The following is a 23,491-nucleotide window of genomic DNA, read 5'->3' on the forward strand; positions in this document are numbered from 1 at the left end:
TCTTTTGTGCACTGGGCCTGGTAGGTCGGGAGGTCCCTATCCCAACGGCGCTTATAGTCATCCCGGGCATCGGCCCAGGCTTCGAGCGCTTCTGCGAAAGCGCGTGCACGTTCGGTCGGTGTCATCTGAAACCCCTCCTTGGGTTTGGCTGATGGCTACTTCGATACCCTGTGCACCTGGGTGCACAAGAGGAAAATCACTTAGCGCGGGGAAAATTTATCCCGGCAAGACAAGCACATTGAACTCGCCGTTCGCCTCGTAAGTTTGAACGACGTGACCTCGCATGGACCTGACCTTTTCGTCCCCTATTCGCTTCAGGAGAGCTAACCATTCGCTCTGCGGCCGGGTGACCTTGGCGGCCTGAAAGGCCTTCATGATCTCCTGTTCAACGATCTCGCGATCCTTGTCATCATAGATCACTCCAGGGCCTCCGGCTTCGGGGCGAGCATCAACTTGGCAGTGTTGCCGGACTTGTAGAGGACATGCCATTCCCAGCGGTCATCACCCCTCAGATGCTTGCGGGTGATCGCCTCGAGCATAGGCTTAGGGTCCTCGTCGGGTGCGAGCGCGTGCTCGTAATCGTACTCGCGCTCAATCCGTACGCGAAGATCAATCATCTCATCCCGAAGTGCAGGACTCATCGGTGGCGGTCGGGCCAATGTCGTTACTCCTGGGGTTCATCCAGCATGGTGATCAGCAAGGTGCAGCCGTCGATGCCGCCTTGGAAATTGGCGGTGCCTGGCTTGTCTCCATACTTCTCGATCTTCTGTGAGAAGTCTTCTCTCTGGGACACGAGCATGGCTCGGACCGATGCATGAAGGGGTAGGGGGAGCAGGCGCAGCAGGTGGCCGGCCATGGAGCCGTAGACCGAGCATTCGCCTTGGATCTTGCCCCATTCGACAGCCTGCAGGGACTGCTGGTGCGACAGCTTGTCGACGAACTCTTCGAGGTCTTTCAGACGCTGTTCGGTGGACATCAGATTTCCTTGGTCGAATCGGTTGAGGCATCCTTTCTAAGGGTGCGAAGAACGGCGCGAATCATTTCCGATCGGGATTTGCACCCCCGGGCCTCGCCCCAATTATCTAGTGCTTCGAGGTCCTCAGGGGACAGGCGCAGGCTAAGCCTCTCACCCAGGCGTCGGTTCTTCATTCAACGTTCTCCCGATGACCTGCCGGGCTCAGATACCGAAATAGGACGCCAGCAGCGGGCGAAGAATGTCCCAAGCCTCGGACAAAGACACCAGGCCCCCGGCCGCCGTTGCCAGGCTCGTCAGCGTCGCCTTAATCACGCCGGGCTTCCGGTCTTTTGCCGCTGCCACCGCCTGGTCACTCAAGAACGACACCTGGTCCACCATCTCGGCCCGTTGCTGATCCTGGAGCTGTTGGCTCTTCAAGATTGCTTCGGTGAAAGCGGCCAGGGCCTGGCCAAGCTTGGCGTTTCCGCCTTGCTTCATGATCGTCATGTTGACGTCCATGGACTGCACCTGGCCGGTGTTAACGACACCAACGGTGCTGTTGTCGATCTTGATGTTGTGCAGGTGCATGGGAGGCCTTGGGAGAGGGGGGATTTGGATCTGCGGTGTAGGCAGGCCGTACTGTGAGGATGCGTCGATCAGTGCGGCGGCATTGTTTGCCTTGGCAGCAGATCTCGAGAACTCCAGATGGTGGGCGACCTGGAATTCGTAATAGCAGCTCACGCACAGCGGGGTTCTATTGATCGCGACGACCGAAGTCTTTGAGCACTGGCTGCAAGGCGCGGGCACAAGGACGGCTTTGCCGGTCGACGGCTTGGTCTCATCGGGCATGGAGCTAACCCTTGGGCTTGAAGGGGAGGGTGGTAACCGGCAAGCCGACAGCACCCATCAGGGCGGCTTCACGCTTGGCGACGTTGATCGTCTTCAGATAGCCTTCGGTCACCTTGATCGAGCTGTGCCCCATGTGCTGCTGAAGCAGGAATAAATCGGCCCCCTCCTCGAGTTTGCGATGAGCAAAGCGGTGCCGCAGGGCGTGCGCGCCGAAGTGCCGATAGCCAGGGACCGCGCCTTCGATGCGCTTGCCGTACTGGGCGATGTTCGATGAGGCATTCTGAAAGGGCAGCGGGTCTTCGGGCCGGCCATGCCAGAACACCGGGATGCCCTTCATCGCCTTGCCCGTTGCCGTCTCCTTCGGAAACTCCACGGTCTTCGTCGTGCGAGGCAGCTCTCGCAGCCAGGCGGCGGTGTCGGGGTGCACGCGCAGCATGCGGGGCTGATTGCTCTTCGTGTGGCGCACCATGACGAAGGGATGGGCCCCTTCCAAGCTCTGATCGGGCATCTGTGCGCAGACACCTTCAAGTAGCCGGCATCCGGTCTCGACAAGGAATCGGACCAGGTTGGCGAACTCCGGGGAGGCTTGTTTCAGGAACGTGGCGATGTCTTCGTCCGAGGGAATCTCCTTCGGATCTCGGACCTCCTTCGTCACCTTCTTGCGGCTGATCAGACGGGCGTGATTCACGTCGACCAAGCCCTCCATGACGGCGTACTCCAGAACCAGCGACACCGCGCTCAGGTCCCGGTTGATCGTCGCATTCGTGGGTGTGTCGAAACCTTTTTCCTTGCCCGCGACCATCACGACGCGCGGCTGTCTGCGCTCCTTCACAAGACGGTGGAGCCGCTTCATCGTGATCGTGTCGACGCGCTCACCTCGCAGCAGCGGGTCGATGGTATCCAGCGAGCTGCGGTAGCGCTTCAGGGTGGCCGGCTTCAGACCCGATCCTTCTGCGTGACCAATAGCCGCCTCGACCACGTCCTCCCACAACACCGAGGGGCCGGCCTTGAGCGCTTTAGCCTGGGCGGCAACGCTCTTGGCGGCCTTCTTTCTCAGACTGTTTGCCCAGGCGTCGCGCTCTTCTTTTGCTTGTTCGACTTCCATAGCGCGTAGGCCGACTGTCCGAAGAGCACCGTCGATCCGGACCCGTCCGTACAGACCTTCACGGTTGGGTCTGCGGTATAGGCCTTCAGGGAGCTTTTCATCGGTGGCGGACATTTGGGGAGGCCTGCTGCAGAGGGCTGCTTGGTTGCCGAAATAGAGGCTGCCGCGCGCATCTGGGTCAAGGCTTCTTGCTCAGCAATATGGTCTCTCAATGCCTGCTCTCTGAACGTCCAGCGGCCGGACAGTTTCATCGCTCCAGGAATCTTTCCGAGGACTGCATAATAGGTCAGCGTCCGCACGGTGCAGCCCATGATTGAAGCTGCCTTGTGGGGGTTTATTCTCTCGAGCTCCATGTGACCCTCCTTGGTCGCGCTTGGGGCTGGCTAAAGCTTGTCTTTCCAGAAGCCATCGTCCTTGAGCAGGCTCTTCACGGCTTCGTTGAAATCATCCAACAGAGGTGTGCTCACCTCCTCCGTCGCGTTGTCATAGCCGTTTGCAGGGTCGGCAAACGAGAAGATCGCCTTCATCGGCTTACTGCCTCCTGGTCCGGCCACGATGTCGCCGTTCGACTTCATGGCGAAGCTTGGCTTCTCAACGGGCACGTAGTCGTCGTAGATCGAGGGCAGCGGCTCCATCTTCGGAACCCACCAAGGCTCCTTGTCGGCCTCGGTCATCGGCTCGGCTTCGTAGGCCTGATGTGCAAGCCCGTGCATGTCCATGGCCAAGGCCTGCTGCGGATCGGCCATCAGCGCCACGCGGGCGGCGTACTTCGCGCCCTCCTTTTGGCCATGCGAGACGCTCGCATGCATTCCTTGTTGGTACGGCAGATTGCACACCACGCCGATCTTCAGGGAGCGGCTGTCGATCAAATTATCGAGCGCCTTCAGGATCAATTTGCAGCGGGGCTTCTCCATACCCTTGCCGATCTTCATCGCCAGATAGACGTCCTGGGCATAAAGGGCTGGCACATCGACGATGATCGGCAGGTCGGCCGAGATTGGCTTGGCGTGTGTGACTTTCCTCAAGGCCTCAACGATGCTCAGCACAAGGGCTTCGACCGGCCCATTGAAGTGGCCCCCGAGCATGATACCCGTCCCGACCTTGTGATTTCCATTCCGCGTCCAATGCCAGGAGGCTGAGGCTCGGTGTGTGGCCTCGCTCCAGAACGACGCGACGAAGAGCTTCTCCACGGCACCGTCGTGGGGCAGGTGCTCGACGAGCTGCATGTTTCGGACCGTCGCGGGGACCTGGCCGCCGCTGTACAGCATACCCATGGTCGCGGTCTTACTCAGATTGTGCGGTAGGCCGAAGCCGTAGTGCTCAACCGGCTCGTCGTTGATGTACATGCCCGGGTCCAACATCGCGGCGATAGTCTTTTTGCCAGGCCACACTTTCTTGCCGGCGACGTTGGGGTTCGCCGCAACCGCGTTCGCCGCGATATCGCTGGTCGCAATCTCACCGTGGTCGACGAGCGTGTGCTTAGGCTCCTTGAACCAGGTGTCTGCGATCTCCTGGTTCAAAGTGGTGATGGTCTCTTCGTGGTCCGTCAGATAGCCGCCGTCGGTGGTCACGATCTTCGTGCCGAACTCGGGCGAGAGCACCTTCACGTGCGGGAAGACGAGGCGGACCCAATCGAGAAGAGCTTCCGGGGTCATCGTGACGGGCTTGTTGTTCCACAGGTTTGGAACTCCCTCCGGAAGCTGTGCACCCGGGTGCAGACGGATCACCATTACGCAGCGCCCTTCAGCTCGTGCCGGCGGAGGCGCATCTGGAAGCGGGCTTCTTGGTCGAGCATGTCGTGCACCCAGGTGCGCGGCGTGTCGGTGCCGCTGTGCGCCTTGATGTGCCGAAAGGTGACGCGCGCGCCGGTGTGTGTGGAGACGCTACAGAACCTCTCCCATACCATCAGGGCGTCGGCGCCGCTGGCCGGCTTCGGCTTGTCGCGTAGCAGGCTGATCGCCGACAGACAGTCGGTTTGGACCAGCACCTGAGCACCCTGGGCATCGGCGCGGTGCAGTCCATTCACGATCGCGGCGGCTTCGGCGATGTACGACTTGGCGAAGGGGGTGTTGAAGAAACCGGAGGCTTTGCCGGACTTCGCACTCGACTTCCACCAGATGGCCCACCCGCCCGCGTTGGTCGTCGGGCACCAAGAGGCGTCACAGATCAACGTGATTAGAGGTGGCCGGATATCGGCCTTTACACGATGCTCGGCCAGCTTGGCCTGAGCAATCTTGATAGTCATGCAGCGACCCTCCTTGGCCACGAACAGCTTCTACTTCGTAGTCGTGGGCGCAGTTTCTGTCACGGGGTTTTCTTCTTCTAATATCGCCGCTTCGACTTCTTCATTCGACGCCTCGGGCGAAATGATCCTTCCCGTGTCCATGTCCTGCACCACCAGGCGATAACCGAGCGCGCCGAGAGCTGCTTCGACAGGAGCGAGCAGCGCTGTGCTGTGACCTTGCCAGCGATGCAGGGTCTTTCGTTCCAGACCAGACGCCCGCGCGACCTCGGATAGGGAAACCCGTTTGGCGTTGGCAGCAGTGAAAACAAACCGAACCAGGGGCGAGCCAAGAGTCGGCTGGCGGATACGACGGCGCCAAGGAACGATCTTGGGGCGCGGCCGGCGGCCATCAGTGCTGTGTCCCGACATGGTCTTCCAGCACCCCTTCTTCCGGATCTTCTGCGTCACCGCCGTCGGTGAAGCGCTCATACGAGCCGTCCCTCTCGGCGAACTCCTCCGTGGACATCGCGCCCAGGTCGATCACCAGATCAGCGGCCACGCACAGTTCGGCCAAACCCTGCAGCGTCATGTGCTGTCCCATCGAACCTTCCAGCAGGCCCAGCATGGCGACCCGAACTTCGATCTCGGGCACCTGCAGGGTCACCGCCATGCTCCCGAACGACTGACCGGTGCGCCTGAGCTGGTCCATCATCGACAAGCCGATGCGCATCGAGAGGTCCCTCGCAGCGAGGTTGATCTCTTCTTCCCTGGTGGGGATTTTTGCGGGAGGCATCGGCTATCCTTGGCTATCGTTCGGAAGCACTTTTTCGGCACTTTCTATCCAGCCATTCTGATCATCTCGATGCTCGGTGCTGGGCGTATCTCCGGAGGCATGATCGCGTCTCAGCCGGCCCTCTGCGTCCGAATCTGGGTGATCTGTTCGAGCTTCGCCTCATCACCTTTCTGGCGAGCCAGGTGTTCCAAGGGGCCGTACTTATCCGTCAGAACAGCTCCGAGTTTCAGAGCCTGAGCCTTCTTCGACAGGGCTATGTCGAAATGCACCCAACTCGCTTTCGGAGGCACCTGCAGCCATTTGCGCTGGACCCCTATGGCGTCTGCCATGACCAGCAGTTCCTCCAGGGAATCCGCCCACATGTGGCACATGACCATCCGGCCGAACTGATGCCGCACGTCGTCGACGTAGACCGTCATAGTCACGCTCCTTGCAGGATGATGTTCTGGCGCATCACCGTGGCCCGCTTCTGCTTAGGGGGCCGCTTGGTGCAGGACGCGAAGAAGGGGAGGCACACAAACATCCCAGCCAGTGCGCAGTCGATCGCCGCCTGCAGTGCTGGGGAGTGAAACCACACAGCGGTCATTGAGCCGGCCATCGTCGGGATGAGGAAGATGGTTAGTCTTCTCCAGAGCCAGTAGCGGAGCCGCAGCGGATTCATGGCGGGGCCGGCTGGCTTGTCGTCTATCGCCGCGATCAGGCGATAGTGTCCGGCCAGAACCACCACGACGACACCTACGAGGAAGTGCGTCGCATTAACGGTGCCCTCCCAGCGGAGCACCTCGTACAGGATGCTGAAGGCGATGCAGCCCATACAGAGTTGGGCTGCGATTTTGAGTGGGGATATGCCCAGGGCATCAGCAGCATCCTGGGCCCGCTCGATCAGGTGTTCGTCGATCTTGCCGATCATGGGGTGCCGCCAAGAGACACAACGAGCGCTCTTAGCCGCTTGACCTCCTCCACCAGGATACCTGGGCCCGGATCTTGGCCGGCCAGACCTCGGATCATGCTGCGCCGCTGCTCTGCGCGGTGAAGGGCTTGGTCGACGGGAGATAGCCCGTCGAACCACTCCTTGGCCTTGCGGAGCATCTCTTCGAACTGCGCCCGCTTGTGGGGATCGGCTGGGCCGAACTCGATGCGACCTACCTGCATGTCGTTCATGAGCCGATCACCAGATTCACGGCTGCGATGATCAGCACCCACAGGAGGAGACTGATGCCGATGGCATATCTCATGTCAGGGTCACCTTGAGCGTGATGATGCCGGCCCCGATCAGGGAGAGCAGGGCGAGCATCCAGAAGGCGACGGATACGTCGGACCGGCCGGTCTTGATCTGGGCATAGACGGACACGACCGAGAGCAGGGCGGTGAGGGCGAGGAAGCCCTGTCCGAGGGCGATCATGCTCCCCACCTGTTACCAGCAGCGGCGCCGGCCAGAGCGAGAGCAATGACAGCGAGCACCCATAGGCCGGCTGCCATTCCTTCTTGATTGTGTCTCACCTGAACATAGGCGGCGGTGCCGCCGAACAGGGGCGAGGCTTGGAGGAATCCGACCCAGATCATGGCGTCCAGCCCTCCAAGCGTTTCAGGGCGTAGAGCTCGTCGAGCATTCGACCGCGCTCCTCGGTCAGCCTCTGGATGCCTTCCTGGTGCGCGGCGATGGAGCGCCGGATCTGCTCCATTCGAGCGGCGTGACATGCGCGCAGGGCCTTCTCAGCCTCGGACATCTCTGGGCCGGCCCATGGTTCGTCGGGGCGGCTGTCAAGCTTGACCATCGGCGGCGTCCCGACGGAGTGATGATCCGGCTGAACCACACGGGCCTGTTCCTCGAGTGCGACCCGAACCATTTTGCTGACGGTCTCTCGGAACCCAGTGGAATCGAACGCGCGGGCGTCGATGTGAACCCCGGCCTCCACCGTCGTCTCGGCAGGCGAGTGCTTACGGAACCAGACGTAGGTCTCCGCTCCGTGCGGGCAGACAGCGAAAGGCTCCCAGCCTTCGGACAAGGCCCCCTCGATCGCAGCCTTGTGCAGGCCGTCGACAAGGCGTTGGGTCTTCCAGGTGCCGGGCATCAGTCGAGCCTCAGCGTGTTGGTCTTGCCGAACCCGAAGAACGAGCTGCTGCAGACCACGCCGGAGACGCGGCGCCCATTCGGAGACAGAGCCCGGAAGCCGGTGCGGTAGCTGTCTTGCTCGCCGCAGCCGCTCCAGCGATAGCCCGTCGTTTCGACCTGGGTGAAACCCTGGTCTTCTGCGACCCGTTTGGCGGTGGGTCCATCGGAGCATGCCGCCAGGGTGAGGGCGGCGGTGAGGGTGAGGATGGTCTTCTTCATGTTGAGCTCCCTCCTTGGAGCCGGGACTTGTTCAGTGACTTGTTCGGTCAGGGCCAGCCGTCAGTGGGGAACCACGTACTCGGACTGCTTGGTCGGCCAGTCGTGAAGGGTGTTCATAACGGGCTCACCTCCGTGAACCCGGCTCTTGAAGCGCCAGATGAACAAGGTCGTGTCGCCCTCGTCCGGTTTGATCCAGCACAGGTTGCCTTCGACGCTGGACACGATCCCAGCGGGCTCACCTCGATAGGTGACCGGGTCTCCAACTCTGGGCCGGGTGCTCATGCCGGGGCCACCCCGCAGGCCTGCTCTAGCTTCGCCTTGAGGGCGCGAACATCGACATCCGCATCATCGGCGGCCGAGATGAAGAGGGTCTTGCCTATGTGCCGCTCGATGATCAGGACCGGCAGCCCGTTGCTGTACGAGGTGCTACGGACGATCTTGATCAGCGATACGCTCTCCGGGTCGATCGTGACGTCATCCGTCAGGCGCAGCATGCCCTTGGCGCGGCTCACGGCACGACCTCGACTTCAGCCTTGATCTCAGGCGCTTTGGGAATGGGGAGCACGGCGGTCAGCCAGTACCGAGCCTCTCCGTCACTGACGCCTTCGATGGCGTTGTCCATTGCGGCACTGCCCTCGGCGTCCTTCCAGCCGTTCGAGTTCCAGTTTCCTGTTGGATCGACAGCTATGGCAACGCGGACCTCGACATGTCCTTGCGGGACTTTCGAAGGCTTGCTGCGTTCGACCTGCAGGCCGGGCTGCGCCACCTTCGCATACTCCTCCAGCATGTCGGTGGCCTTACAGATCAGGTCGAGCGCGTCCGGAAGAATGGCCAGCTCGAGCCCGAGCTTGTTGGCCACATCGTCGAGAGAGCGGATGAGGCCCAGAAGAGCTTGTGTGCTCACCGGCTGGCCTCCAGCCACTCTTCCCACTCGCCCTGGGCGCATTCGTCGGGCGGGTCGTTCTTGAAGACGTCGTAGCTGCCATTGCCGGCGATGCGGGCGAACAGCCGGAGCTCATCCTCGGTGATGGGGGGCTCCACCTTGCCCGTGGCGAGCTCAACGAAGCGGTCGACGAAAGCATCGACCCAGGCCTTCTGGACGGTGTCGATCGGCGCGGCGTTGAGGACTGCGGTCTCGTTCATATGAACCCCTCCTTGGGTTTGGGTAGTGCACCGAGGCTGCCTGGAGCCGGCCTCGGTGCAATAGGAATTACGCAGCGCCGGCGAGAAAGTAGACGGGCAGCCCCACTCGGCGGGCCTGCTTGACCATATCTTCGGTGCCCTTGTGTCCAGGAAGAGCGAGGACCGCGTCAGGCTTGCCCTCCACGAGCATCTGCCTGTTGCGGATCGGGCCGGCGGACTTCGGGTGAGCCTTCCAATCGGCGGGGAAACCACGGCAAGGGATCTTGTTGGCGGCAGCCCAGGCCTTGGCCATGGCGTCACCACCCGGTGCCTCGCCTTGGATCAGCAGTCGCACGGGGGTTTGCTGGTGCACCTTGTCCATGCCAGCCCAGCCGGCCACCCACTCGAGTCGGGCCTTCTCCATTAGGGCGGCCTTGTCACGGCGGTTGTAGACTTCGGGCATACGCCCGTAGCCCCGGCCCCCGCAGACCAGCAGGACGATACTCATGGTCATGCGACTCGCGAGAAACCGGTGCGCCTCTCTTTGTCGTCGAGGTAGATGCGGCTGAGCGGCACCTTCACGTTTCGGGCACCGGTCTTGCAGAGGACCATCGGGATGCCGGAGACGTTCTCGAAGCCGGTGACCGTGAGCACGCGGCCAGGGCTGCGCGGGTCGTTGTCCTTGATCCGGTCGTCGAGCGAGATCGGTCGGACGGGCGAGGTGTTCATGCGGGGTCAGGCCCTCCTTGGCCTTCAGCGTGCACCTGGGTGCACAAATTGCCGGTCGTCTTGCTGCGCTCGAGGTACTCGATTGCCTTAGCCAGGGTGTCTGTTCGATCCTTCGAGAGGCCAATCATCAAATTGCACGGCTGACACAAGATGCCTCGAACACGCCCGTCTTGATGGTCGTGATCTACGTTCCACCCCTTGTTCCAGCCTGGATGTTCAGAATGGCAGATGGCACATCCATTCTGCTTTAGGAGCATCACCTCGATCTGCTCGATGGTGATCCCGTACTTTTTCATGACCGACCACGCCCGGTACTTCTCCTTGTGCCCGCTTTTGGCGCGTCGGGCTTTCTGCTTCGTCCTGTCGCTTAGCCTCATCCGTGCGGCCAAGCAGGGCTCACAGAACTTCCTTTTGCCTGCCGGCGAAGGAGGCCGAGCTCCTCCACACTCCCTGCATGGACCTGTGAAGAACACCCGACCTCCCCTGATCAGGAGGCGTCGGCGGCGAGCGTCTCGTGGATCTCGAGAACACCAGCAATATCGGGGGCCGTCCATCCGGCCGGTTTGAGGACTTTTCCATCCTCACGCCTCGTCACCTTCCCGTCGGGACCGATCTTGGCCATGTTCGAGCGCAGAACCTCGTCCCACAGCGCCTGCATCGGCAGCCCGAGGCTCAGTCCGAGGTTCGTCCAGACGACGATGGAGTCGATGATCGCGTCGGCCATCTCGATGCGGTCGCCCGCCTCCCAGGCCTCGTCGAATTCCTTCTTCTCCTCCTCGGTGAGCTTCTTGTAGAGCTCGGCCTGCTTGATGTTCAGCACCGTCGTGGTCTGGCCCATGGCCTCCACGAAGACGCGCTCTTGCTCGAAAATCGACATGCGAAACTCCTTTTTCGCGGGTGAAGTGGTGGTGGCTACCAGACGCACTCCGAGAACAGGACGTCCTCGGGGCCGGTCTTGTGGAGGATCTGGCCGGCGGATCGCGCGATCACGCACGCCTCCTCACGGCCGACGAAGTGGTCGTTGTTGGTGACGAACCCCTGCTGCTCCAGGCCGCCGGTGCCTTGCGGCAGCAGCTTGCGCATGAGCTCCAGCACGTCGCCATGCCGCGCCGGCGGCGGGAGCCGGTAGGTCACGTTGTCGTAGCGGCACGCGGCGGCCACGATGTGCACCTGGCGTCGCTCCATGGCCCTGCCGCAGCTCAGCCAGTGGTTGCGAAGGCTGGCCCGGTTGGCCTCCTCCTGCTGGGCGGTGCGCGCCGGCGGCGTGGGGGCGAGGCTCCAGCCATGGTGCCAGGCGAAGGCGCAGTAGGCGGCCACGTCGCGCGGGTCGCCCTTGTCGACATGCAGCAGCAGTTCGGCGCGCAGCTCCGCGAGCCATCCGTCGCGGCGCCAGTGGCCCTTCCAGCGGTGCTTAGCCTCGGAGATCACCAGCTTGGCCCGCAGGGCCTCGGAGAAGCGCTGGACTAGGTCCTCGATGTCCTGCTGGGGGGTGAGGGTGGGCGCGACCTCGGCCACGCCCGTGGCAGCAGCCTGGCGGGCCAGGGCCTGCTCGGCGCAGGGGCGGCAGCGCCAGGCGCGCTTGTCACCCGTGGGCAGGTCCTTGATGCTGGCGCCGACGGGTGTGCAGTCCTGGCAGTGGAAGCTGTAGCCTCCGGGTGCCCAGCCGAAGGGGCGCAGGTGCAGGTCGACGTCGCTCATGCCGGGTCGACCTTCACAAAGCGGCCGTCGTGGAACTCGCCGGTCTCGCGGAACCAGATCTTGCCGTCGTCGCCCCGGTAGATCACGAGCTCGGCTCCATCAACCAGGTCGGCTGACATCTGCAGCTCGCCTTGACCGAGGACCGTGTACTCGGTGCCGCGCTTCACGTGGCGGTAGACAGGGAAGCCGAGGCTGTCGTTCGAGCCTGTGGCCAGGGCCAAGGCCGCTTCTAGCCGTTCGATGTAGGCAGCGGCCTCATGCTGGATCGGTACAGTCTCGAAGGTGTGGACGTGCTCGAGAGGATTGTCGGGCTCCTCGCCGCCGGCCGGGCCCAGCCCATCGGTGATGGGAGTGCGGTAGATGCCGCGTAGCCGGTTCTTCAGAGTGGCGGGTTCATAGAACGGGGCGCGGGGCATTAGAGGCCGCCGTTCGCGAGGTTCATCGACCAATGGGCGGGCGGGGCGATGAAGATGGCGGCATAGAGCGCACCTGATGTCACGACCAGTAGAGCCGTGACGACTGGAAGCATAAACTCGCGCATAAACCCCTCCTTGGGTTCGATGAACCATAAAGCTACGAGAGCATCTGGCTCAAGGCAAGGATTTTGTTCGGTTAATGCAAGTATTAGTTGGGAGAATGGCCAGTTGCCGACCAGCCCAGGGCGACATCTCGGTCAACTTCCCGGAATAGAGACTTCTTTTGGCCAGGGGGTATCCAAATGGTTCTGGTTTGGTCGCCCTGCAGCAGGCGTGACCACACGATCCAGGAATAGGCAGTGGCCGTGCTGGCATCCGGGTCGTAGCGGCCCAATACCATCGGCACCCGCTCGCAGAAGACCATGTTGGCGGTCGGGCGAGTCTTGGGGTTGCCGAAGATCTTGTCGTATCGGCCCACACCCTCGAGCCAGGAGTTGCGAACCAGCATGGCGAAGACGAGAGGCGGGCGCTCCCACTCGGTCAGCACGCGGTGGGCGTACCTAGCAGCGAAGGGAAATGGTGGGTTCGTGATGACGAGATCATGCTCCTCGTTCTGGGAGGTCAGCATGTCTTGGTAGGCGTAGCCGAAGCCGTAGTCGTGGATGTCAGTGCCCTGGGCCTCGACATGCTTGAAGGCCTTTGACGAGGCGGCCCCATAGATCAGGTGGCCGGCCCCTGCGCTGGGGTCTTTCATCGTGATCGTGGTGGGCAGGTAGGGGGCCAGGAACGGCATCACGGCGCGGACGGCCCAAGGAGGGGTGGGGAAGAAGTCGAGCTTTCGAAACAGTGGGTCGGCGTCGGGGGTCGACGTCTTATCCTGCCCCCGTTGCTCCACCACAGCCCTATTCACGAACTTTAGCATCCCAACCCTCCTTGGTTGATGCACCTGGGTGCACAGTTACGCCGCGAGAGGTTCCGGCTCTGGCATCGGGCCCCAGATGCGCCGAAGAGCCCGCTCGAGGCCTGCCACGACACCGGCGATCTTGGTGATCCGGCTCTCGTCCGGCGGAATTAGCGCCGCGTATCCGAGGTCTCGCCCGCACTCCAGGATCTCCGCCACAGAGAGGAGCATCGCGGTGTCGTCTCGGTAAGGAGCATGTCGCGTCGCGATCGGGAGCTCCGTCATCCGAAGCCGGTTGACGATACGCTCCAGCTCCATGCCGGCACCGGTGACCAGGTCGCGGCGTGTCTGGTCGTCGTTGGTCTGGATCGAGAAGCTTAGCTTCCGGCCGACCTCGAAGAGCTGGACCATCGAGAGCATCAGCTTGCGCGCCTGGACCGGCGGGGCCGGTAGGTTGTCGTTATGCTGTTGGGGCATAGTGCCGGGCCTCCACTGACTCGATCTGATCGACACGCACGACGAGTGGGCCGACGTTGTACGTTGCCCGATCGCCGTCGAAGGCTGCAGCCTTGTCCAGGTTGGCTTTCACCTGCTCAGCCATGCCCGCCAAGTCCAGGCCGGGCAGAACATGCGCAGCGACCTCGTAATGGCGACCGTTGATGGTGGTGAAGTGCAGGACGCAGATGTCGGGCATCTCGGTCATGATCTTCGGTGGAGGGGGTGGGGGCTGGATGGTCGGACGACCTTCTGGGGTAAATTCGGCGAGCACGTGGTCTCCTCCTTGAGACAGTGGTGAGTGGTTAGGTGGCAGGTGGCGGCGTGAGCAATTCGGCCCAGATCGACGCATAGCCCACGGCATTGAGAGCCCGCTCGCGCGAAAACATGCCGTGTTCGGCCTGCACGAAATTCTGCAGAACCATGAGGATGGCGACGTCGCCCGAGCTGATTTGACGGGCAGGGTCGCGGCGAGCGCCGAGGTAGGCGTTCCACACCGAGGCTGTGGCCGAAAAGCTGGCCTCCTTCTCGCCGTGGGTGATGTTGCGGACACCCTTCACCAGTTCGGCGGCCTGCAACAGGAACTCCGCAGCGACGGTGCCGCTCACATGTCGAGGTGGCATATTGCGGTTTCCGAACCCAGGGGGCTCGGCAGGCCGAGCGTCCTCGGCCACATCGGAATTCTGAGTCATGTGAACCTCCATGTCCACGAAGTGATCGTTCTCTGCGGCGGTGAGGCCGCTGCTCAACTCTTGGTCTTGCCGTGAGAAATCCGGATGGCTTCGAGCAGGTGCATAGTCGGAACCGCGAAGCAGTTCGTGCCACCTAGCAGACTCTTCCTGCTCGTCCTGGCAGCGGCCAGGCTGTCGTATTTCAGAAGTGTGAGCTTGCCCTTCTGAAGGAGTGAGAAGGACCATTGCAGTCCTTCATCCTTCGGCGCCTTGGACCTAACAGGGCCCAGAAAGAGCGGCGCCATCCTGGTGAGCCCAGCGTGGCGGCTCATCTCGGTCGAGCGGTGCCTACACGGGCGCCGTTCCGGTCATAGACAGTTGACCCCCATGAGTGTGTCTCGATGGAGCCTGCCCTTGCCCCGTTCCGATCGTAGATCGTCGAGGGCAAGACGGAGGGCAGGGATGGAGCGGAGAGGGGGCGCTGCTCGGGCGGGCGTGGTCCTGGATTGGAGGGGGCTGATCCCCAGCCCGTCCCCCATCCTTGCTGCTGAGCGAATGCCGGGGTGGTAGCCAGGCTTGCCAGGAGCAAGCCGTGGGCCAGGCGAATATGCAGGGCGATCTTCATTGGGTAGCTCCTCCTTGAGCTGTTCATTGGTCGCCTGCGGACGGTAGCTGTAAAGGCCGGGCAGGCAAGAGGATTCCTCTATTCGAGAGCCGCCGCCAGAGAGTCCGAATAGCGATCAACCTCGGCCGCCAGACGTGAATGCAGTGTGTCGAGATGCAGATCTTCCGTAGTGAAGACCACCGCCATTCCTCGCAACGCTATGGCGGGGTAGCTGGCCTCGATCATCCAGCCCGGACCATCGGCGTAAATGCACGCGGTCCAGTAGTTACTGCCGACCCGAATGCCGACGCTGTCTTCGATGGCGAAGCTCTCAACCGGAAGCGGTTGGGCGTGCATGATGCTCATATGTGCTGAGGCCTGATGGGGTTCGAGGGGGTAACGAAGGGGCTCCTGGTCCAGCATAACCGGACCAGGGGCAGGCGTTGTCTTATCGAATGGCCTTAGCTGGGGAGCTCGACCGTCAGGCCGATGTCCGGGAACACCTTGTCGAAGGCCTCCAAGGTCTTCTCCCAGCCGAACGTCTTCATGGTCTCGATGAAGCCGTCGGCAGTCACGGGGCCGGCCACGGGGGGCGGGGTCGGCTTCCCCAGGTACTCCAGGCAGATGAACTCGAAAGCAGCGCTCGGGCTCTCGCTGCCGGAGACCGACATCGCCTTCTCGATCGCGCTCTTCACGGTGCTGATCTGGTCTCCCTGCAGCTTGAACTTGACGTTGTCGGTGGGGGTGGGGTCCGACGGACCGCCGAGGGCCTTCTGGGCCTGGATCTGCTTCGCGAGCTCGTCCTTCGACATCGACTGGGCCTTCTCCAGCCAGTCGTCCACGTTCTCGGCCGTCAGCAGGGGATTGTCCGGCATCAGCAGGATGCGCAGCTTCGTCCAGCCGAACGCCTTCACCTGGTCGGCGGAGAGGCCGGCGCTGATCACGCCCGAATAGATGCCGATCAGGTAGTAGGCCTTGCGCTTGCGGAAATCGAAAGTCGCCTCGACGTAGGCGCCGAAGTCGTCGAAGCCCCACTCGGGGAACCAGTTGTTCTCGAGCACGCGCTTGAGCAGGCCGCCCTGCTCGAACTCGAGGAACCCGTCGTCTTCGGGAAGGGCGGACAGGCGCGCCTTCACCTGATCTTGTGAGAGGGTTTCGACCTTCTTGACGATCTTCGCGATCGCGTCGCCCGGGATGATTTCGCCCTCGAGGGCCTTGGGCTTCTTGGTCTTGGGCTTCGTCAGCGTGACCGCCGTCGGGCCGGCTTCCTGCGTGGGGGTCTCACCGAGATGCTCATCGGCGGAAGCAGGAACCGGGAACGTGGTTCCCTGCATGAGCTCGAGGCTCGCGTCACCAGACATATTTCAGCCCTCCATGGCCGTGGGATACAAACTCCTCTGTAGCTTGATTACTTCTGCTGACAAAGGGTTTTTTGCAATCGTTTGAACGACCTGCTTCTGGATAGAATTTTCAGTCGGAGTGAGTTCTAGGAGACACAGTCCGACCCTCCCCAGAACGTAGGCGTCGGCAATATCGTTTCCTGGGGAATCAAAACCCCAGCGTTTGTAGACGTCCTTCATCACCTCCTCCTTCTTCGCGTTTGCTTTTCCTGTGGCAAACTGCTTCAGAGAATTAGGAGAAACACTTAGGTACGGTACTCCGTACATAGCCATCGCGAGGCGCAGAACGCCTCCCACTTCGGCCAAGGTGGCTAGGGTGTTGACGTTCCCGTAGGCGTAGCCTTCGAGGATCACTAGACCCACAGCGTGCTTGGTTAGGAGCACCCTGAATGCCTCGTGAATTTCACGCAATCGCGCAGCGCCGTTTATTTTCGGTTGGAGGCGATACGTCGCCAGAAGCGATCCATTCCGGCTAAAAATCGTGATGCCGGTGCTGGTCGCTGATCCATCAAGACCCATAATGGATGTCGTCTGTGCACCCGGGTGCACAGAGATTTTCTTTTTGAAATGCACGGCCATCAGGGAGCGGCCGGCAGCATGAAACCCGCAGGAAACTGCCCCGAAAAGCATTCTTTGGCGACCTCGCACGTCTTCGCGCGGGGACAGAACGCATTGGGGCAAGTTTCATTCTCAGGCATCGCTTGCGTGCGATCGCGATAGCCCTTCACCTGCTTTGCTCTGCTGAACGGCCCCATAACCGCCTTGGGATTAGGGGTTACTACGTACTCTCGATACGGCGAGAATTTTTCCAGGACGCCTTCCTTCGGGAGGCCTTCATCCATGGCACCAAATCCGCCCTTGGACACGTAAAAGACGATCGCTCGGGTGGTGTCTATCTTCCCGTGCAGGGGGTCGCTGGCCGGAATGCGCGCCGCGAGGTCCAAATAGAGTTGGGTCCGGAGAGTGTGCTCTGGAAGAGGTTTGTCCAACTTCTTGAAGTCCTCCGGTCGGATCGACTTCGTCTCAATGATGACTGGACGAAGACCTCCTAGGTCGGCGCAGACGTCGAGTCCTCCGGACAATCCCGTGTCGGGGCACACTAGGCGAGGCTCTTCCGGGTCGATCAGATTGTGACCGCAGACCGTGCAGGCGATCGGCCGCTTCGTGAACCTCCACTTCGCCTTGCAGACGAGGCACTTCCAATCCGACACGGCGGTGCCGGCATCCACCATCTTATTGATGACGACGCGCTGGATCGCGTGCCCAAAGGCAAACGTGAGCACGTGGGCCGTGGTCAGATACTCATCTCGCGGCTTCTTGCCGGTGGTGTCCATGATGCTGATGCGCCGGGCGCAGAAGTCGGGCTTCACATACTCCGAGGCATGCAGGGTCCGAATAGACCGTGCCGGTACGGGACCGGCGCTGGCCTTATGCATCTTCGCGCGCAGCGTGGTGCTCTTCGGGGCGAGGGCCTTGAAGTTGATCATACCTCCGGCCCCGCCCTGGCAACGAGGCTTTGGAAGTCAGCTTCACGCAACATCACCCATGCCCCGGAAGGGCGGGGCGCGGACGCAGCGGTGGTGTAGGTGATGGCGAGTGCGGGCAACTTCGCGAGCGCCGTGGCCTCCAGCTCGATCTTGATCAGCCACTCGAGAGGTAGACTCATGCTCCCGCGCAACGTGGCCTTGTGTTCGAAGAGGAAAGACCCCGAGCTGAAATCCCCCTTCGCATTCGCGGCCCCGGAGCCAGGCACCAGCCGGGCCGAATGTCGCTTGGCGGTGAGCGCTTCTGCGCGCCTGCCGCTCTTCATAGGATTGGCCTTCTGCCGATCGAGATAGGAGTTTTTCATTCCTCGACGCTCCCGGGCAGAGCGCCTTGCTCGAGCATCGCTTTGATCAGGGTCGAACGGATTCCGGCTGCCCACTCTCGCTCAGCGGCCAGGCGGGACTGGATCTGGTCCAGCGTCTTGTAGGCGTCGCCGTCGAGCACCCAGCCGGCCTTCTCGCCCTTCGCCAGCCGACCGGTGTGCCGCAGGTACTGGTCGAGCGTCCCCCAATCATGACACTCGCCAGGCACTAACCCCTTGTGGGGGAAGGTCACGAGGCGAAACACGCCGTTGACGGAGAGAATCGGGCACTTCCACTTCTGCAGCGAGAAATGCACCTCCTTTTGGATAGGCACATTCTTGCTGATCTTGGTATCGGTGATGTTCTTGCCGTAGCAGCGGACGGTCATGCTCGAGGCGAATTTCGGGGCGTTGCCTCCCGACATCGTCTCTGGATTACCCATCATCTGACCAATCTTGAACCTGGTCTGATTTATGGCGATGAAGGTCGGGCGCCGCCCCTGCTTCTTGGCCTGGGACTGAGAGTGCACGACCTTGCGGGTCATGCGGCCAACGATGTTCGACACGCCGCCGACAGGCACCTTCTCGGCCGAGGAGTCGATTTCGTTCTGCCCCATGAGAGCAGCGAGACTGTCGACGACAACGATCCCGCAGTCCTTTGCGTCCAGGAACCCGTCGAGCATATCGACGGCCTGCTCCGCGTAGTCGGGCTTCATCACGATCAGCCGGCTGGTGTCGACGCCCTGTTTCGTGGCCCAGGCCAGATCAAGCGCGTCTTCGATGTCGAAGAAGATGTTGACCTCTTCCGGGTGCACCACCTGGTTCACCGCGATCGCCTTGAGCGCCAGCGTAGTTTTAGCCGAGCTCTCAGGTCCGTAGATCACCGAGTAGTGGCCGCGCGGAAACCCGCCGCCGGAAGCCAAGTCGAATTCGAAGACGCCAGTGGCCACGCGCTCGACTTCCAGCAAGCCCGTGCCACCCTGCGCCCCCACCATGACGCCATAATCCTTCTGGTAGGCTTTCAGCAGCGTCGAAATATCGGCCATCACACCCTCCTTGGTGTTTGCACCCGGGTGCACAGATCAGGTGGTCGGGGCCATGCTCGCTGCGAGCTCGGAGCTGACCGTCTCCATCCGGTCTTCGACCCACTTCTTCGCGAAATCGTAGACCTTGTTGATCTCACCGTGCCCGCAGGGCACCGACAGACTGACCTCGGCGCGGCCTGACGTGTACGGGGCAAGGGGGATGGTGCAGCCGAGCGTGAACCCCACAGTACAAGGCGGTTCCTTGAACAACTTGGCGCCGCCCACGGGCTCGTCTTTGGTCGTAGTGGACCCGTCAGGATGCTTCACCTCAATCGAGGCCTTGGCTGCTGCCGAATGCAGGACGGCCTCTTCGTTGGGCTCGTCCGAGGTCTTGATTTTCTTCGTTATGGCCATGTTGTGGACCCCTCCGTTGGGTCCGAAAAGTCTGAGTTAGAGGAAGACGATCTCGGCGCCCGTGTTCTTGTAGAAAGCCATCCGTTTGGCTGCGTAGCCTTTGAGCACCGGGCTATCGAGGTCCTGAACGTCGATGATCACAGGCTGCTTCTTGTCACCGTGCTCGCGCAGTACGCGGCCCGCCATCTGCTCCACATCCGATCGGGGCGCGGCGAAGATCGCAGTGTCGGCTCGGGGGATGTCGGTCCCCTCCTTCATGGCGCCAGTTGTCGAGACGATGATCCTCTTCGTCTTCGCTATGGCGCGCTCAGCCTTCGTCATGCCGCCGATGTAGTGGGTGATGTCGCCTTTCGGGATACCGCTCTTCTCCAGAAGGATCAGCAGTCGCTCAACGTGGTCGATGAGGTCGCAAAAGAAGATGACGACGCGGTTCTTCGCGTAGGACATCTTCGCCAGCTCGGTCATCTGGCCATTGCGGTTGTCATCCTCCGCGAGGGAGCTCATCACCCAGCCCAGGCGTCCGGGACTATGAGGCTTGGGGACCAGCTTGATCTTGCCCGTCAACTCACACGTCCGCGTCACCTTCGGGCAATGCCAGTTGGTACGCAGAACGAGGATCTTCGGCTTCATCACAGGGGCGTGGGCCTTTGCCACGACCGGCCCGAAATGCATGCTGATCAGAACGTGCTTTCCGTCCGACCGTCTCGGCGTGGCGGTGACAGCCAGTCGGCGTCGTGCGGGGATCATGAAGAGGGCATTCGACATCTGGTCGGCTGGGCAGCGATGCGCCTCGTCGACGATCAGAAGGCCCGCCCAATCGTAGACGCTCTGCTGGTAGCGTCCGATGATCGACAGCGATTGTAGCATGCCGATGGCAACCTTCTTGCCCAGCAGCTTCACGGTGTCGCCCTGGATGTGGCCAATCTGCGAAGGCTCAAGGCCCAGGAAGTCGATGAAGGTCTGGTGCCACTGCTCGACCAAGTCCTGCTTGGGGACGAGGACGAGGGCGGTCACACCGGCGGTCGCGATGGCGACGGACCCACCCAAGGTTTTACCACCGCCCGTAGCTGCGATGTACTGACCGGACCGTCCTTCGCCCATGGCTTCAGCGATCTGCTTCCACGAGGACAGTTGGTCCTCCGTGCGTGGGGTCGCCGTGAATTTTACGTCTATCTCGGCGCCATCACTCATCCGATCGTGAGTGGCGGGACCGGCTAAACCAGAGTTGCGCGGCACCAGGATCTGGCTGCCGGCTTTCCGGTAGGCCATGTACGGCTCGTCGAACTGGGACGTGAAAACGAACCTCTTCGCTGTCATGTCGTCCCAGGGGTACGCCGCCGCAGCCCCCACCGACATCGCCGGTGAGGACATACGGGGGAACTGCGTCACCGTTTGGGCGGTGGTCGCGATCATCGCCTAGGCCTAGAGCGCTTCGGCGGCGGCGCCGGCGTTGAAGTTGGACGGGCCGGAGTAGCCAGGGCCCTTCGGGGCGGCGGACACGCCCATGCCGATCAGCTCCTTCGCAGTGAAGCGCGGCAGCTCCTTCGCATAATCGAGCGGCTGCAGGTCCTCCGGCGTCGTCTCGAGCTGCACCGCGAGATCGGGGAGCTCGGTCTTGCCCACCGGGATGAAGTTGCCGCCGATCGCCGGGTCCTTGTCGGTCAGGCGGGAGGCGTCGATCGTCTGGCCGATCAGGCCGCCGAACTTCGTTGCGATCATCTGCAGCTTCTTCACGGAACCCGCCTTCGCGATCAGCAGCTTGCGCTGGAAGGGAATGACGGTGCCGGCCTTGTCGCCCTTCTGAATCGTGTAGGGCGTGTGATCCAGGATGGTGAACGCGGCCACGGGGGTCGACTGGTCCCCGGCCATGCACAGCGGGCACGGATCGCCGTTCTCGTCGCCCGCCTCTAGGCAGACGAAGTTGTGCCACTTCCCGTTCACCTGCACCGAGTGCTCGAAGTACGACAGCAGGGCGAGGCGCCCGTCAGCCAGCAGGCTGCCGTCGAGGAACGTGATCCGCTTCTCCTCGTTGACCTGCATGCGGAACCGCCATGCCCGGTCCAGCATCGCCTTCTTGGCCTCCTGCTGAGCGGCCTGCTCGGCGAAGGCCGCATGCGAGTCACCCCCGGTCTTGAGCCAGGAGGGCGTCGCTGGTGCTGGCTGGGCCCCGGTGCCGAAGCTCGGCTTTGCGGCAGGCTTCGCGAGGGTCTTTCCGAAGGTGATAGCCATGAGGACTCCTTTCCATCTTGCTATACGGGTGAACAGACCAGTTTCTAGCTGTATTCATCAAGTAATGCCAATGATTTTACGGCTGGAATGGCTGTTAACAGTAAATTTTCTAGTTCTTGGATTTTAGCTTCGCCGGCGTCCTTGACCCCCTCGGGCAACATCAAGTGCTGGCACGTATTGCCGAGATGCTTGCTGAAGGTTTTCCGAGCTGCGGACCCGGCCTTGTCGTTGTCGAATAGGGTGACGACGCGCTGCACCCCATCGAACCGCGCCATCATGCTTGTCGGGAACGTTGCGGCCGTAGGGCTCACCACGTTGGGCCAGATCGGAAAGCAGGCCAGCAGGTCGAAGACGCTCTCGACCACGAGCACCGGAAGGTGCGGGGTGAACTTGTGCTCCCCCAGCAGGATATGTCGGTTCGTGGCGCCCTTCTGAGCTGGGTGCTCGTAGGCCAGCCATCGGAGCGAGTTGCTCGCGTGAACTGCTCGCCCGTGTAACCCCATCAGTGTGCCGCCGAAGTCGCGGATAGGGGTCACGATCCGCATTCTTTTAGCGTCGTAACGGAGGTCCCAAAGCCGGGCCGTCTGAGCCGATACGCCACGTAGCGCCAAGTAGGGGTGGACCTCATCCTCGTGCCAGGCCGGGTCCATCGCGAGACGCATCTCCTCCGGGTAAGCCAGGCCTACCTTGGGTGGTGTGATGTCGGCATCAGGATCGAGAACAGGTGGGGCTGCCTCCTCCTCGTTGCAGGCGATCTGCCGAGCGGCGGCGAACTGCCAGTCCTTGGCGGGATGATGCTCATGCAGCGTCTCCATGGACATCAGGAGAGGTAAGAGTCCTCCCCTGAAGCCGCATGAAAAGCAGCTCGCGACCGCTTCCTTGCCCTCGCATATTGCGATGGAGAAGGATGGCTTGCTGTCGATGGCTTTCTCGTGCCGCCAAGGGGCCAGCGGGCATCGGGCGAGCACATGGGTGCGACCGTCACCTGCTGTCCTGCTTCCCTGCGGCATCGAGCCTAGAGCCTTGAGAAAGGCCCTGGCCGTTGCCTCGTCCATTAGCTGGCTCGGGGCAGCGGCTTCATGGCGCGGGAGCCGGATCGGCCCTCGGAGACGAGCTTCAGCTTGGTCTGATCGACCTTCGACACGTGCACGTCGAGCACGCCGAGCGGGAAGGTGCAGTTCTGGTAGAAGGCCTCGTCGCCGAGTTTCTCGTGCAGCCCCTGCATGTCGACGATCTTGCGACCCAGCGACTTCGCAGAGAGCGTGATGCGATCACCGTTCGCGCTCTCGAACATCAGGTCCTCCTCCGCGAGGAACCCGTCGCCGGCCTCCATGACGGTCTTCTGCAGCTCACCGGCCTTCTTCAGCAGCGCCTTGGCGGCCGCGAGCTCAGGAGCAAGCTTGTTCAGCTCCTCAAGGGCGGCAGACTGTTGGGCTTCGAGCTTGTGGAAGATGGGGCCGGTTTCGGCCGGGGCCGTTTCTGGCGCTGTCTCGACAGGGACGCTGCCCTTGATCTCGACCTCGGGGCTCAGCGCTTGTGTGGGCGCCTTAGTGGCCGCCGCCTTGCTGGGCTTCGCGAACTTGATTGCCATATTCAGACCCTCCTTGGTCTCATCTGTTGAGCTAAATGAACTGATAGAATTCATCAAGTATAAATACGAGAATGTGCACCTGGGTGCACGAG

Annotated in this window: 42 protein-coding genes; all 42 read right to left on the minus strand. The window is 61.9% G+C overall.

The features are described from left to right. Positions 1-216 precede the first annotated feature (216 nt). Positions 217-420, minus strand: a complete 204-nt coding sequence (locus KHU32_RS15160) for a hypothetical protein (protein ID WP_213670995.1) — start codon at positions 418-420, stop codon at positions 217-219. Next, a complete protein-coding gene (locus KHU32_RS15165; protein ID WP_213670996.1) occupies positions 417-617 on the minus strand; it encodes a hypothetical protein in 201 nt (66 codons plus the stop codon). The genes KHU32_RS15160 and KHU32_RS15165 overlap by 4 nt, the downstream gene beginning before the upstream one ends. Positions 618-664: 47 nt before the next feature. Continuing rightward, the gene (locus KHU32_RS15170) at positions 665-976 is read right to left on the minus strand and encodes a hypothetical protein (protein ID WP_213670997.1); all 312 of its coding nucleotides are present in this window, start codon (positions 974-976) and stop codon (positions 665-667) included. Further along, positions 976-1,149: a ribbon-helix-helix domain-containing protein gene (locus KHU32_RS23550; protein ID WP_213670998.1), complete on the minus strand. Its 174-nt coding sequence runs from the start codon at positions 1,147-1,149 to the stop codon at positions 976-978. The genes KHU32_RS15170 and KHU32_RS23550 overlap by 1 nt, the downstream gene beginning before the upstream one ends. Positions 1,150-1,177: 28 nt before the next feature. Beyond that, positions 1,178-1,804 (minus strand): hypothetical protein, encoded by a 627-nt coding sequence (locus KHU32_RS15180; protein ID WP_213670999.1) that lies wholly within the window; start codon positions 1,802-1,804, stop codon positions 1,178-1,180. A 4-nt stretch (positions 1,805-1,808) separates the two neighbouring features. Beyond that, positions 1,809-2,909: a tyrosine-type recombinase/integrase gene (locus tag KHU32_RS15185; protein WP_213671000.1), complete on the minus strand. Its 1,101-nt coding sequence runs from the start codon at positions 2,907-2,909 to the stop codon at positions 1,809-1,811. Next, positions 2,858-3,262 carry a helix-turn-helix domain-containing protein gene (locus KHU32_RS15190; RefSeq protein WP_213671001.1) on the minus strand — a complete coding sequence of 135 codons (405 nt, stop codon included), beginning with the start codon at positions 3,260-3,262 and terminating at the stop codon, positions 2,858-2,860. Before KHU32_RS15190 ends, KHU32_RS15185 begins: the two co-directional genes overlap by 52 nt. A gap of 30 nt (positions 3,263-3,292) precedes the next feature. Further along, a complete protein-coding gene (locus KHU32_RS15195) occupies positions 3,293-4,639 on the minus strand; it encodes a hypothetical protein (RefSeq protein ID WP_213671002.1) in 1,347 nt (448 codons plus the stop codon). Further along, complete coding sequence (locus KHU32_RS15200; RefSeq protein WP_213671003.1) at positions 4,639-5,154, minus strand: ribonuclease H family protein; 516 nt, start codon at positions 5,152-5,154, stop codon at positions 4,639-4,641. The genes KHU32_RS15195 and KHU32_RS15200 overlap by 1 nt, the downstream gene beginning before the upstream one ends. A gap of 30 nt (positions 5,155-5,184) precedes the next feature. Then, positions 5,185-5,562, minus strand: a complete 378-nt coding sequence (locus tag KHU32_RS15205; RefSeq protein WP_213671004.1) for a hypothetical protein — start codon at positions 5,560-5,562, stop codon at positions 5,185-5,187. Next, positions 5,543-5,926, minus strand: a complete 384-nt coding sequence (locus KHU32_RS15210; protein ID WP_213671005.1) for a hypothetical protein — start codon at positions 5,924-5,926, stop codon at positions 5,543-5,545. The genes KHU32_RS15205 and KHU32_RS15210 overlap by 20 nt, the downstream gene beginning before the upstream one ends. A 110-nt stretch (positions 5,927-6,036) precedes the next feature. Beyond that, positions 6,037-6,345, minus strand: coding sequence for a DUF4031 domain-containing protein (locus KHU32_RS15215; RefSeq protein WP_213671006.1), 309 nt, complete (start codon positions 6,343-6,345; stop codon positions 6,037-6,039). Positions 6,346-6,347: 2 nt separating this feature from the next. Next, positions 6,348-6,836 carry a hypothetical protein gene (locus KHU32_RS15220; RefSeq protein ID WP_213671007.1) on the minus strand — a complete coding sequence of 163 codons (489 nt, stop codon included), beginning with the start codon at positions 6,834-6,836 and terminating at the stop codon, positions 6,348-6,350. Further along, positions 6,833-7,087: a hypothetical protein gene (locus KHU32_RS15225; RefSeq protein ID WP_213671008.1), complete on the minus strand. Its 255-nt coding sequence runs from the start codon at positions 7,085-7,087 to the stop codon at positions 6,833-6,835. The genes KHU32_RS15220 and KHU32_RS15225 overlap by 4 nt, the downstream gene beginning before the upstream one ends. 70 nt (positions 7,088-7,157) lie before the next feature. Beyond that, positions 7,158-7,328, minus strand: coding sequence for a hypothetical protein (locus tag KHU32_RS15230; RefSeq protein WP_213671009.1), 171 nt, complete (start codon positions 7,326-7,328; stop codon positions 7,158-7,160). A gap of 157 nt (positions 7,329-7,485) precedes the next feature. Continuing rightward, positions 7,486-7,998, minus strand: coding sequence for a hypothetical protein (locus KHU32_RS15235; protein ID WP_213671010.1), 513 nt, complete (start codon positions 7,996-7,998; stop codon positions 7,486-7,488). Then, positions 7,998-8,258, minus strand: a complete 261-nt coding sequence (locus KHU32_RS15240) for a lipoprotein (protein ID WP_213671011.1) — start codon at positions 8,256-8,258, stop codon at positions 7,998-8,000. Before KHU32_RS15240 ends, KHU32_RS15235 begins: the two co-directional genes overlap by 1 nt. A 278-nt stretch (positions 8,259-8,536) precedes the next feature. Continuing rightward, positions 8,537-8,770 carry a hypothetical protein gene (locus tag KHU32_RS15245; protein ID WP_213671012.1) on the minus strand — a complete coding sequence of 78 codons (234 nt, stop codon included), beginning with the start codon at positions 8,768-8,770 and terminating at the stop codon, positions 8,537-8,539. Further along, positions 8,767-9,162, minus strand: coding sequence for a hypothetical protein (locus tag KHU32_RS15250; RefSeq protein WP_213671013.1), 396 nt, complete (start codon positions 9,160-9,162; stop codon positions 8,767-8,769). The genes KHU32_RS15245 and KHU32_RS15250 overlap by 4 nt, the downstream gene beginning before the upstream one ends. Continuing rightward, on the minus strand, positions 9,159-9,401 hold the full coding sequence (locus tag KHU32_RS15255; protein WP_213671014.1) for a hypothetical protein: 243 nt from the start codon (positions 9,399-9,401) through the stop codon (positions 9,159-9,161). Before KHU32_RS15255 ends, KHU32_RS15250 begins: the two co-directional genes overlap by 4 nt. Before the next feature lie 67 nt (positions 9,402-9,468). Further along, positions 9,469-9,888 carry an SLOG family protein gene (locus tag KHU32_RS15260; protein ID WP_213671015.1) on the minus strand — a complete coding sequence of 140 codons (420 nt, stop codon included), beginning with the start codon at positions 9,886-9,888 and terminating at the stop codon, positions 9,469-9,471. Positions 9,889-9,890: 2 nt separating this feature from the next. Beyond that, on the minus strand, positions 9,891-10,109 hold the full coding sequence (locus KHU32_RS15265) for a hypothetical protein (protein ID WP_213671016.1): 219 nt from the start codon (positions 10,107-10,109) through the stop codon (positions 9,891-9,893). Further along, positions 10,106-10,663 (minus strand): endonuclease VII domain-containing protein, encoded by a 558-nt coding sequence (locus KHU32_RS23555; protein WP_408887851.1) that lies wholly within the window; start codon positions 10,661-10,663, stop codon positions 10,106-10,108. Before KHU32_RS23555 ends, KHU32_RS15265 begins: the two co-directional genes overlap by 4 nt. Further along, positions 10,597-10,986, minus strand: coding sequence for a pyrophosphohydrolase domain-containing protein (locus tag KHU32_RS15275; RefSeq protein WP_213671018.1), 390 nt, complete (start codon positions 10,984-10,986; stop codon positions 10,597-10,599). Before KHU32_RS15275 ends, KHU32_RS23555 begins: the two co-directional genes overlap by 67 nt. A gap of 35 nt (positions 10,987-11,021) precedes the next feature. Continuing rightward, positions 11,022-11,807, minus strand: coding sequence for a hypothetical protein (locus KHU32_RS15280; protein ID WP_213671019.1), 786 nt, complete (start codon positions 11,805-11,807; stop codon positions 11,022-11,024). After that, entirely contained in the window at positions 11,804-12,223 is a 420-nt protein-coding gene (locus tag KHU32_RS15285; protein ID WP_213671020.1) for a hypothetical protein, read from the minus strand. The genes KHU32_RS15280 and KHU32_RS15285 overlap by 4 nt, the downstream gene beginning before the upstream one ends. Further along, entirely contained in the window at positions 12,223-12,348 is a 126-nt protein-coding gene (locus KHU32_RS23325) for a hypothetical protein (protein WP_283771078.1), read from the minus strand. The genes KHU32_RS15285 and KHU32_RS23325 overlap by 1 nt, the downstream gene beginning before the upstream one ends. Before the next feature lie 83 nt (positions 12,349-12,431). Beyond that, entirely contained in the window at positions 12,432-13,145 is a 714-nt protein-coding gene (locus tag KHU32_RS15290; RefSeq protein ID WP_213671021.1) for a hypothetical protein, read from the minus strand. Positions 13,146-13,181: 36 nt separating this feature from the next. Beyond that, the gene (locus tag KHU32_RS15295; protein ID WP_213671022.1) at positions 13,182-13,601 is read right to left on the minus strand and encodes a hypothetical protein; all 420 of its coding nucleotides are present in this window, start codon (positions 13,599-13,601) and stop codon (positions 13,182-13,184) included. Continuing rightward, entirely contained in the window at positions 13,585-13,893 is a 309-nt protein-coding gene (locus KHU32_RS15300) for a hypothetical protein (RefSeq protein ID WP_213671023.1), read from the minus strand. The genes KHU32_RS15295 and KHU32_RS15300 overlap by 17 nt, the downstream gene beginning before the upstream one ends. Before the next feature lie 31 nt (positions 13,894-13,924). Next, entirely contained in the window at positions 13,925-14,368 is a 444-nt protein-coding gene (locus KHU32_RS15305) for a DUF6378 domain-containing protein (protein WP_213671024.1), read from the minus strand. Positions 14,369-14,993: 625 nt separating this feature from the next. Continuing rightward, positions 14,994-15,260, minus strand: a complete 267-nt coding sequence (locus tag KHU32_RS15310) for a hypothetical protein (RefSeq protein WP_213671025.1) — start codon at positions 15,258-15,260, stop codon at positions 14,994-14,996. Positions 15,261-15,355: 95 nt separating this feature from the next. Then, a complete protein-coding gene (locus KHU32_RS15315) occupies positions 15,356-16,255 on the minus strand; it encodes a hypothetical protein (RefSeq protein ID WP_213671026.1) in 900 nt (299 codons plus the stop codon). Positions 16,256-16,258: 3 nt separating this feature from the next. After that, the gene (locus tag KHU32_RS15320; RefSeq protein WP_213671027.1) at positions 16,259-16,873 is read right to left on the minus strand and encodes a crossover junction endodeoxyribonuclease RuvC; all 615 of its coding nucleotides are present in this window, start codon (positions 16,871-16,873) and stop codon (positions 16,259-16,261) included. After that, entirely contained in the window at positions 16,873-17,781 is a 909-nt protein-coding gene (locus tag KHU32_RS15325; protein WP_213671028.1) for a hypothetical protein, read from the minus strand. The genes KHU32_RS15320 and KHU32_RS15325 overlap by 1 nt, the downstream gene beginning before the upstream one ends. Next, complete coding sequence (locus KHU32_RS15330; RefSeq protein ID WP_213671029.1) at positions 17,778-18,143, minus strand: hypothetical protein; 366 nt, start codon at positions 18,141-18,143, stop codon at positions 17,778-17,780. The genes KHU32_RS15325 and KHU32_RS15330 overlap by 4 nt, the downstream gene beginning before the upstream one ends. Then, positions 18,140-19,186 carry a P-loop NTPase family protein gene (locus KHU32_RS15335; RefSeq protein ID WP_213671030.1) on the minus strand — a complete coding sequence of 349 codons (1,047 nt, stop codon included), beginning with the start codon at positions 19,184-19,186 and terminating at the stop codon, positions 18,140-18,142. Before KHU32_RS15335 ends, KHU32_RS15330 begins: the two co-directional genes overlap by 4 nt. 36 nt (positions 19,187-19,222) lie before the next feature. Further along, entirely contained in the window at positions 19,223-19,579 is a 357-nt protein-coding gene (locus tag KHU32_RS15340; RefSeq protein ID WP_213671031.1) for a hypothetical protein, read from the minus strand. Between the two features lie 36 nt (positions 19,580-19,615). Next, complete coding sequence (locus KHU32_RS15345) at positions 19,616-20,992, minus strand: DEAD/DEAH box helicase (RefSeq protein ID WP_213671032.1); 1,377 nt, start codon at positions 20,990-20,992, stop codon at positions 19,616-19,618. 9 nt (positions 20,993-21,001) lie between these two features. Continuing rightward, on the minus strand, positions 21,002-21,808 hold the full coding sequence (locus KHU32_RS15350) for a hypothetical protein (RefSeq protein WP_213671033.1): 807 nt from the start codon (positions 21,806-21,808) through the stop codon (positions 21,002-21,004). A 44-nt stretch (positions 21,809-21,852) separates the two neighbouring features. Next, positions 21,853-22,863, minus strand: coding sequence for a toprim domain-containing protein (locus tag KHU32_RS15355; RefSeq protein WP_213671034.1), 1,011 nt, complete (start codon positions 22,861-22,863; stop codon positions 21,853-21,855). Continuing rightward, positions 22,863-23,399, minus strand: coding sequence for a hypothetical protein (locus tag KHU32_RS15360; RefSeq protein ID WP_213671035.1), 537 nt, complete (start codon positions 23,397-23,399; stop codon positions 22,863-22,865). The genes KHU32_RS15355 and KHU32_RS15360 overlap by 1 nt, the downstream gene beginning before the upstream one ends. Positions 23,400-23,491: the final 92 nt, after the last annotated feature.

Source organism: Roseococcus pinisoli, assembly GCF_018413645.1.
Taxonomy (GTDB): Bacteria; Pseudomonadota; Alphaproteobacteria; order Acetobacterales; family Acetobacteraceae; genus Roseococcus; species Roseococcus pinisoli.